Source organism: Hungatella hominis (assembly GCF_014288005.1).
GTDB classification, from domain to species: domain Bacteria; phylum Bacillota; class Clostridia; order Lachnospirales; family Lachnospiraceae; genus Hungatella; species Hungatella effluvii.
Genome location: NZ_JACOPB010000012.1, coordinates 173,156 through 182,458, shown reverse-complemented (window position 1 = coordinate 182,458; position 9,303 = coordinate 173,156). Strand labels below are relative to the sequence as shown.

Below are 9,303 nucleotides of genomic sequence, written 5' to 3'. Positions count from 1 at the left end.
CCGCCGCTAAGTCAATTTCAAATCCATCCGAAAACTTCATTGAAACCGCTTCGCTCGACTTGCATGTGTTAAGCACGCCGCCAGCGTTCATCCTGAGCCAGGATCGAACTCTCATGTTAAATGATTCGTTTGATCCGGGGTCAAAATCAACTAACTAGCTAATTTATTTCCCGTTTTACTTGTTGTTTGGTTCGTATACAATAATTGTATTCGTTCTGAATTTTCTCATTCAAAGCCATCAAACAATGGCTTATTTTATTAGAATTTTCAGGGTTTTACATACTGTTCAATCTTCTGTTTTCAAAGTGCTTTGTGTCGTTATGTTCTCAACAGCAACTCGTTTATATTACCATATCGTTTCTGTTTTGTCAACAACTTTTTTAAATTTTCTTTTCAGCTTTTCAGCTGAGCCCTGCACCGGACTGTGTCCGTGCTGGAGTTATAATATATCATGTTCGCCAAATAAAGTCAAGGGAATTTGTTCCATTTTCTCAAACAATTTTTTACAACACTAAATATGCTTTTATTTCTTGATTTTTCCTATATTTTGTGGTTATAACAAAAATCGCCGGACAGACATTTTTTCATTCTGACCAGCGATTTGTTTTAATTGAATATATGATATCAACAATTGCAGACCTACAGCATACCATGGATGACGCTCAAAACAATTGCATTCAGGAAATTATGTTCATATAGAAAGGACAGCCATTTACTGGCTTCCACCTGACGAATCAGTGTCATTCCCCATGAAGTACCGGAGCACGCCGTTAGGACCAGACAGAGAATCCAGAGAAAAATCAGACCCTGAACACCTCCGAGGAGCGCACCCGCAATTTTATTCATTCCAGAAAGGATTGGAAGGCGGGCAATCAAATCCAGCCAGCGTACCACCAGCTTAATCAGAAGATATACGGTCGCAAACATCAGGACGAAGCCCACGGAATTTAAAATCATGTCCGCCAGATAGTTTCCTATATAATCAGCAAAGGCATTGACTCCCAAAAGCTCATAGACTTCGTGATTATTATTTTCTATCAGCGCCGATTTGACATTCTGAGGCAGATTAAGGTTCTCGATAATCGTCCGCTGTACGGATGGCACATCTTCACCTTTCTCTTCCTCATCGCCAGTTTCTTCCGGCAGACCAATGCCTGCAGCCTGCTTCATACTGTTGGACAGTGTTTGCTGTATCGATGTATTTTCTTTTAAATATTCTGTTACTTTCGGCATGGATACGTGCACAATTGCCAGAGCCGCCACTAATGCCACCATAGATACCGCAAGCCGGATAAATCCCCTGTAATGTCCGTATAAAACCATGGACAGCAGGTAGACCCCGGCCGCAATCGATAACCAATTTTCCATAAAATTCCTCGTTATAATTCTGCCTCCAGGACGAATCGGTATATGGCCGATGCCACTCCATCTTCGTCGTTTGTGTCCGTAATATAGTCAGCTGCCTTGCAGAGATCCGGTCGGCCATTTTTCATGGCTACGCCGATTCCGGCCTCTAAGATCATGGAGAAATCATTTTCCCCGTCTCCCATAGCCATCGTTTGCTCTCTCTTAAGCCCCAGATGCTCCGACAGCCGGCGGATACCACCACCTTTTGTCGCTCCTGGCGCGTTGATTTCAAGATTCGTGGGCATAGAGGAGGTGATGAGAATTCCATCAATCTCTTCCAGCACCTTTCTTACCTTTGTTCGTTCTTCTATCTCAGGAAAAAACAAATTGATTTTCTCCACTGGCTTCCGGCAGTTTTCAAGAAACTCAATAATATTCGGATAAACATCTCTGGTCATCCGGACCACTTCCTGAAGCTCCGGCCTCAGACCGTATTCCGTTAAATGTTCGTAGAAACGCGGTTCGGTAATGCCGCGACGCTCAATGTAAGGATCGTACATTACGTGATACTGATCAATAATTTTTAATATCTTCAGTGCCAGCTCCCATGGAATGGTACACTCCGACAGAGTTAAATCTTCTTTCATATCCTCTACCACGGCGCCATTCGTTGTAATGGCATAGCGTACTCCCGGCAGTTCCCGGACGACTGAAGGAATCCCAGACACGGTTCTTCCGGTCGTCGGAACAATGTGAATGCCTCGTTCCAGGCATTCCGTCAGCGCCTGTCTGTTACGGGAAGACAGACGCTTCTGGCTGTCCAGAAGCGTTCCGTCCAAATCAAGTGCAATTAATCTGATATCCACAATTCATGCTCCAATTAGTTATTTGATACCGCCGTCCGCCATTTCGGCTCCTTTGCAGAATCAAAGGTTTACAGCAGAGTTACCGCCGTTTTGATTAGTAAATAAAATGCTCTTCTTTCAGGATTAGAAGGCCGTCCTTATCGTATTTGGATGAGAATATTCCCTTGACGCGCTTTCCGAAGGACGGCTTTTCTGCACGGTCTGCCGCTTCTTCAATCAGGCCTTCCGCATTCTCTCTTGTCAGCGCCACTCCGTCCTCTTCCATGATCTCGATTCGCTCATACAGGGCCAGCATGCTCTTGCCGGTTATGCTGCAGTCAATTTCATTGGCATAACGGCAGGCGTACTGAGCGAACTCGTCAATATCCATCTCTTCCCCGTGACTTCCTGGACCATCATCATTGCGGTAAGACATGGCTTCCTCGCCGTCTTCGTCTTCTTCCACATAGTAATCGTCATTTTCATCATAGGACTCCTCCGGTTCCATCTCCTCGTAAACCGGCTTTTTACGGTTGCGGAACAGACCTTTTTTCTTTTTCGACGCCGCTTCCTCATCCGGGAAATCATCGTAAGCTTCCTCTTCATAAGAATCCGTCTCATATGACTGTGCATCTCTGATATCCTGATCGTAAGAATTCTCTTCATAAGGTTCATCGGCGTAAACAGGCTGACGGCGCGGTTCAGGAATAACCTCCTGGACTGGTGGAGCCGGCTGGCGTCTGACCGGAGCATCATTTCGTTCCGGATAGAGAGGTCTCACTGCAGCTTTGGGAGCAGCAGCCCTCTTAACAGGCTCTTCATTTCTTGCCGCCGGACGCGGCTCCTGCGCCGGAGATATGGTTTGAGTATACTCCTCGCCAGGTTCATAGCCTTCTCCGCTTCCTATGCATTCAAACTTGCTGGCAAGACGCGGATGGTTTCTGTGAAGATTCTCCATCTGTTTGGGATTATCGATCAAAACAACGATCATGCCGCTGTTATCATGATTCATCAGTTCATATAATTCTTCTAAGGCTTCCGGAGTCAAATCTCCTGCCTCTTCTATAACAAGATCTTTTCCGGCCAGTTTAGATGCGGATGCGAGCACACCTCTTTTGGAAAGCTTCTCTCCTGTAATCTTGGCGACCGGATTTTTTATGCCGGATTCATTATGAATTTGTTTTAATGCCTCTACAGCAATTTTAAGTCCTTTTTCGGGAGTCCTGGCTTCAATCATTAAATGATTTAATACAGGAGGTTCTTCCTCTTCATCTTCAAGGTCTTCTATCTCAAGAACATCTTCTTCTGTACGCCGTTTGTTCAAAACAGTGACATTTGCGGTATGGTCTTCCTGTGTGCTGTATTCAGAATCCCCCTGAACGTAAGCGGAATTATCGCCTTCTGGTTCATCATAGGCAGTCTCTCCATAGACCGGATCATCACCAGTTGATTCATCGACTGCGGAATCGCTGTATGCAGTCTCACCGGAAATTGATTCACTGGAAACCGATTCACCGGAAACTGATTCACCAGTAACCTCGTCGCCGTATGCAGCGTCACCATAAGCAGTGTCGCCATAGGCAGTCTTGCCATATGCCGGATCGTCATAGTCAGACGATCCGTAAGCTACGTCATCAGCCAAGTTCCCGCCGTAGGCTGATTCTTCAGAAGCATTTTCTCCATAAGCTGCTTCCCCATAGGAGTTATCTCCAAAAGCTGCGCCTTCATGGTTGTTTTCACCATAGACAGAATCTCCGTATGTGTTTTCAACATAAGCGCTCTCTCCATAGGTACTCTGGACATGGGAGGTGTCTCCATATGCATGTTCCCCATAGCCTGGCTCTCGATATGCGTTTTCTCCATAAGCTGCCTCTCCATACGCATTCTCTCCGTATGCCGGCTCGCCATAGGAATTCTCCCCATATCCTGGCTTTCCATAGGTATCTCCGCCATAAGCCTGTCCGCCATAAGAAGTGTCGTCATAGGAGCCGTCTTCATAGGAGGCATCACCATAAGAAGATTCCCCATAGGAAGATTCTCCATATCCAGAATTTCCATAGGTATAGTCTTCCTCTATCACTGGCTCTGCAGGGACTTCATCAGCCATCTCCGGCATACGCATCATTCCGCGCGGTCTTGGCATCGCAGAGGCAAGGCGCTCTGCATTCCCAGCCATATGGACTACGGCATCCGCTGCACCGTATGCAGCACCAGCCATTCCGTCTGCTGCCCCGGCAAATGCACCTCCTGCATATGCGGTTCCTGCTGCCGCGGTCTCTCCGGCCGCTATGGAAGCGCCATCATATTCAGAGTTCCTCATAACCGGGCGGTTAATCCGCCTGATATCATCAAGCACCCGTGTGTTGTCATGTCTCCTGGGGCGCTGCTTTGCCGGCGGTTCCTCGTAAGACATGCGGGACATCTCCCGGGCCAGCCCTTCCTGAACCTCGGCCTCCTGCATCCTGGCCTGTAAATCTCCATAATAGGGTTCCTCCGGCATATCCATCCCCGGATTTCCATCATCATAGTATTCTTCATCCTGCTCCGGAACATTCATCTGGCCTCCGCCGAGTCCGTATTCCTGTTCTACAGCACGAAGCTTTGCCTCATATTTATCACGGTTTTCCACCAGATCCATCTGATAGCTCGTAAGCGGCGCATACTGAAGCTTCAATTCCATGGCCTTTTCTACATACTTTCCAAGACCAAACATCAGCATGATCTTATCGCATGTCTCCACGCATCTGTCAGCCATACCTGCTATGCTGTAAAGCTCAGCCAGCTCATACAGCCATTTCTCATCAATTTCCTGACTTGTATAAGATTCAAGAGAATGGATTAACTGCTGGGCAGGCGCACCTTTTGCTTTCAAAATTAAATAACGTAGAAGCTGCTGTCTCGGGTCATCTCCGGCCAGATCGCTGAATTCCCTGTAATATGCCTCAGCCTCATCAATATTGCCCTCTTTTAATGCGAGTTCTGCCAGCTTATAGAGCAGACGTTTCCCAATGGGGGCACGTTCAAACGCCAGAAGAAGAATCTCTCTGGCCTCTTCATAGTCCTCATTTTTTTCGTAAACCATGGCTACCATAGACAGCAGGTTCGTATTCCGCACACGTCTCCAGTCAATGGTATCGGCAATCTTCATGGCCGTCTCATAATCACTCTTGCCGACAAGCTTCTTTATCTGTTCAACTTTAATATTAAACTCGTACTTATCCATTCTTTTGCATCTCCTAACAAGGTTAATGAGTTACAGTTCGACCCGGCCTTCCAGGGCCCGTAACAATGTCACTTCATCTATGTATTCCAGATCTCCGCCGACGGGCACGCCGCTGGCAATACGGGTTACCCGTACGCCTGTAGGCTTTATCAGCTTGCTTAAATACATCGCCGTAGTTTCCCCTTCGAGACTGGAATTGGTAGCGATGATAACTTCTTCCACATCACCCTGAAGCCGCTGCATCAGCTCCTTCAGTTTGATATCATTCGGGCCGATTCCCAGCATGGGAGAGATCGCTCCATGAAGCACATGGTAAACACCGTCATACTTCCCCGTTTTTTCGTAAGCCGCCAAATCCCTTGTATCCTCAACAACCATGATGACTTTATGGTTGCGTTTGTCACTTTTGCAGATCGGGCACAGCTCCTGGTCTGTTAGAGTGAAACACTCCTTGCAGTAATGGACATTATGCTTCGCCTCAGTAATGGATGAGGCGAGGCTCGTTACTGATTCCTCCGGCATATTGATAATGTGAAATGCCAGACGCTGTGCGGATTTGCTTCCTATTCCGGGAAGCTTGGAAAGCTCTTCTATTAATTTCGTTATCTGACTGCTGTAATAATCCATGATTAGAAAGGAAAGCCTCCGCCCATACCGCCGAGGCCGCCGGTCAGCTTGGACATGGCCGCACTGCTCTCTTCCTCCATCTGGCGGAACGCCTCGTTGGTCGCAGCCACAATCAGATCTTCCAGCATCTCAATATCATCCGGATCCACCACTTCTTCAGTAAGCTTCACCGCAGTCACTTCCTTCTTTCCAGATACGGTAACGGATACTGCTCCGCCGCCTGCTGTCGCCGTATACTCTTTTGTCTCCAGCTCCTTCGTCGCCTCTTCCATCTGACGCTGCATTTTCTGAGCCTGCTTCATTAAATTATTCATATTGCCAGGCATTCCGCCTGAAAAACCGCCACGCTTTGCCATGGTGTATGTCCTCCTGTTAATCTTCTATTATAATATCCATGTGAATGTTTTCTTTTAATTCTTCGTCACTGACGTAAATGGTATCGAGGCGTTCTCCGCCGCCCCGCAGTCTTGCCTTAAAATAAATTGATTTCTGATAATGTTCTTCCACATACCGTTCGATGTCTCCCAGAGTCGTCGGACGGCTGCCAATAATAAAATTGCTCTGGTCTGTGAACACAACGCAGAGACAGCTTTCTCCCGCCGGTTCCACCACCGTATCCCGGAAACTGGCCCGGATCGGACCTCCCAGGTCTTTTACAATCTTTCCCCACTCGTTGCGGACCAGATTTAAGTCTTCCAACTGCCCCTTGGGGAGCGCAACGCGTTCCGCGGGTGTCATCGGTTCTGACGAGGCGCCGTTTCCGCCCGTTCTTCCATTGTCTCCGGCCGGTACGGAATCCATACTGCTACCACCTGAAGGTATGGCGCCAGTTACAAAGACGCCTTCTTCCAGCTGTTTTTCAATGCTGCTGATTCTCTGAATGACGGAATCCAGGTTTTCTTCCATCTCGGGGCGGGTCAGTTTAATGAGAGCCACCTCGATCAGCACCCGCTTCTGGGATGCGTAGCGAAGCTGGTTCGAGAGATCGGAGAATACTCTGATAAACCGCAAAAGCGTCTCTCCATCGACAAGGCCGGCTTCTTCCATCAGAAGATTCATATTCTCCGCTGACATATCCAGCATATTTTCCGCGTCATCCACAGACTTTACAATGAGAAGGTTTCTCAGATACCAGATAAAGTCTGTTACAAACTGCCCCAGCTCGCGTCCCTGGATTACCATCTCCTCCAGACTCTTAATACAGTCCTTCGTCCGATTCTCCACGACAGCGCGAAATAATTGGCTGAATACCGTAATGTCTACGGCGCCGAGGACATCCAACACATTGTCATATGTCAGAATCTCTCCATAATGGAAGGCCACACACTGGTCCAGAAGGCTCAGCGCATCACGCATGGCCCCATCCGCCGCTTTGGCAATATAGGCCAGCGCCTTGTCCTCCACTGAAATATGCTCAGCTTCGGTCAGCTTCTGCAAATGAGACACAATGGTATCAACCGTAATCCGCTTAAAATCATACCGCTGACACCGTGACATGACCGTGACAGGTATTTTCTGCACTTCGGTGGTCGCCAGAATAAAGATGACATAAGACGGAGGTTCCTCCAGCGTCTTTAAAAGGGCGTTGAAGGCTCCTGTAGAAAGCATATGAACCTCATCAATAATATAAACCCGGTATTTTCCTTCCGTAGGGGGATACTGGACCTCGTCCCTGATCTCACGGATATTCTCGACGCCGTTGTTGGAAGCGGCGTCGATCTCCACCACGTTTAAGGAGGAGCCGGCCGCGATATTCTTACACGTCTGGCACTCTCCGCAGGGACTGCCGTCCACCGGATTCTCACAGTTAACCGCTTTCGCAAATATCTTTGCAATACTGGTCTTACCGGTACCTCTGGTACCGCAGAACAGATACGCATGTCCGATACGGTCGGATACTATCTGGTTTTTCAAAGTCTGTACTACATGGTCCTGGCCTCTGACATCCGCAAAGGAAGCAGGACGCCATTTCCGGTATAATGCCGTATACGACATGCTCTATGGCTCCTTACTCATCGCCGAAGCTGATGCCTATCATCTTGGCTTCCTTAATGATAGAACTCTCAGGATCGACCGTCTTTAATTTACCAGCAACTTCTTCCAGCGGCACCTTCACGATCTCATCGTTGATCACTGCCACCATATTGCCGTATTCCTTATTCTTAATCAGATACGCGGCCTCCGCGCCCAGACGTGTTGAAAGAACCCTGTCGTATGGACATGGTTCACCGCCTCTCTGCATGTGGCCGGGAACAGTCACACGGACTTCCTGTCCCGTGCGTTCTGTAATCTGAGCGCCGATCTCATAAGCGACCGACGGATAGATCACTCCGTTTTTCTTTTTTTCTTTCAATTCTTTCTTGGTAAGAGCGGCGTCCTCCTTGGAAATGGCACCTTCCGCCACTGCCAGGATAGAGAAACGTTTTCCCCTCTTCGTCCTGCTCTTTAACGCTTCCACTACAATATCCAGATCATAAGGGATCTCGGGAAGTAAAATAATGTCCGCTCCCCCTGCGATTCCTGCATACAGGGTAAGCCAGCCTACTTTATGGCCCATGACCTCCACAATAAATACACGGCCGTGAGATGCCGCCGTGGTGTGGATGCAGTCAATGGCGTTGGTCGCCACATTGATGGCGCTCTGAAAACCAAAGGTCACATCGGTTCCGTATAAGTCGTTATCAATTGTCTTCGGCAGATGAATGATATTCAGCCCTTCCTCGCGAAGAAGATTTGCCGTCTTCTGACTGCCGTTTCCTCCCAGAACAACGAGACATTCCAGTTTCAGCTTTTTATAGGTGTGCTTCATCGCTTCTACCTTGTCGAGTCCGTTCTCATCCGGTGTACGCATCAGTTTGAACGGCTGTCGCGAGGTGCCAAGGATTGTCCCGCCTTCCGTCAGAATTCCTGAAAACTCCGACTGCTGCATAACACGGTAATCTGCATAAATCAGGCCCTTGTATCCGTCTTCAAAACCAATTATCTCCACATCGTCATACATTCTGTACAGCGCCTTCGCCACACCGCGCATTGTCGCGTTTAAGCTCTGGCAGTCGCCGCCGCTTGTAAGCATTCCAACTCTCATCATCAAAGCACACCCCTTCTTAGATTCATGTTTAGGAAATAGATACTATATACCCATTTTGTACATAATTATAATACAAAGGGAAGGGTGGGGCAAGGGAAAACTTTGTTCTATCGGGAAATGTAAGAAAATTACCAGTTAAATGGTAATGATTGTACATATAACAAAGAGTCCGG

7 protein-coding genes and 1 rRNA gene are annotated in these 9,303 nt (G+C 47.9%); all 8 read right to left on the bottom strand.

Annotated elements, in window-relative coordinates; genetic code table 11:
• Positions 1–119 (bottom strand): 16S ribosomal RNA (locus tag H8S75_RS22370); the annotation flags it as partial.
• Between the two features lie 520 nt (positions 120–639).
• The gene (locus tag H8S75_RS22365; RefSeq protein WP_187023438.1) at positions 640–1,368 is read right to left on the bottom strand and encodes a CvpA family protein; all 729 of its coding nucleotides are present in this window, start codon (positions 1,366–1,368) and stop codon (positions 640–642) included.
• Between the two features lie 11 nt (positions 1,369–1,379).
• A complete protein-coding gene (locus H8S75_RS22360) occupies positions 1,380–2,216 on the bottom strand; it encodes a Cof-type HAD-IIB family hydrolase (RefSeq protein ID WP_187023447.1) in 837 nt (278 codons plus the stop codon).
• Between the two features lie 91 nt (positions 2,217–2,307).
• The gene (locus tag H8S75_RS22355) at positions 2,308–5,415 is read right to left on the bottom strand and encodes a hypothetical protein (RefSeq protein ID WP_187023437.1); all 3,108 of its coding nucleotides are present in this window, start codon (positions 5,413–5,415) and stop codon (positions 2,308–2,310) included.
• Between the two features lie 30 nt (positions 5,416–5,445).
• A complete protein-coding gene (gene recR / locus H8S75_RS22350; protein WP_002605640.1) occupies positions 5,446–6,042 on the bottom strand; it encodes a recombination mediator RecR in 597 nt (198 codons plus the stop codon).
• 2 nt (positions 6,043–6,044) lie between these two features.
• Positions 6,045–6,398, bottom strand: coding sequence for a YbaB/EbfC family nucleoid-associated protein (locus H8S75_RS22345; RefSeq protein WP_187023436.1), 354 nt, complete (start codon positions 6,396–6,398; stop codon positions 6,045–6,047).
• Positions 6,399–6,414: 16 nt separating this feature from the next.
• Complete coding sequence (gene dnaX, locus H8S75_RS22340; RefSeq protein ID WP_187023435.1) at positions 6,415–8,037, bottom strand: DNA polymerase III subunit gamma/tau; 1,623 nt, start codon at positions 8,035–8,037, stop codon at positions 6,415–6,417.
• Positions 8,038–8,050: 13 nt separating this feature from the next.
• Entirely contained in the window at positions 8,051–9,130 is a 1,080-nt protein-coding gene (locus tag H8S75_RS22335; RefSeq protein ID WP_055659948.1) for a 6-phosphofructokinase, read from the bottom strand.
• Positions 9,131–9,303: the final 173 nt, after the last annotated feature.

Coding starts and splice junctions, on each gene's coding strand:
- H8S75_RS22365 (WP_187023438.1), bottom strand. CDS start 1,368: ATGGAAAATTGGTTATCGATTGCGGCCGGGGTCTACCTGCTGTCCATG.
- H8S75_RS22355 (WP_187023437.1), bottom strand. CDS start 5,415: ATGGATAAGTACGAGTTTAATATTAAAGTTGAACAGATAAAGAAGCTT.
- recR (WP_002605640.1), bottom strand. CDS start 6,042: ATGGATTATTACAGCAGTCAGATAACGAAATTAATAGAAGAGCTTTCC.
- H8S75_RS22345 (WP_187023436.1), bottom strand. CDS start 6,398: ATGGCAAAGCGTGGCGGTTTTTCAGGCGGAATGCCTGGCAATATGAAT.
- dnaX (WP_187023435.1), bottom strand. CDS start 8,037: ATGTCGTATACGGCATTATACCGGAAATGGCGTCCTGCTTCCTTTGCG.
- H8S75_RS22335 (WP_055659948.1), bottom strand. CDS start 9,130: ATGATGAGAGTTGGAATGCTTACAAGCGGCGGCGACTGCCAGAGCTTA.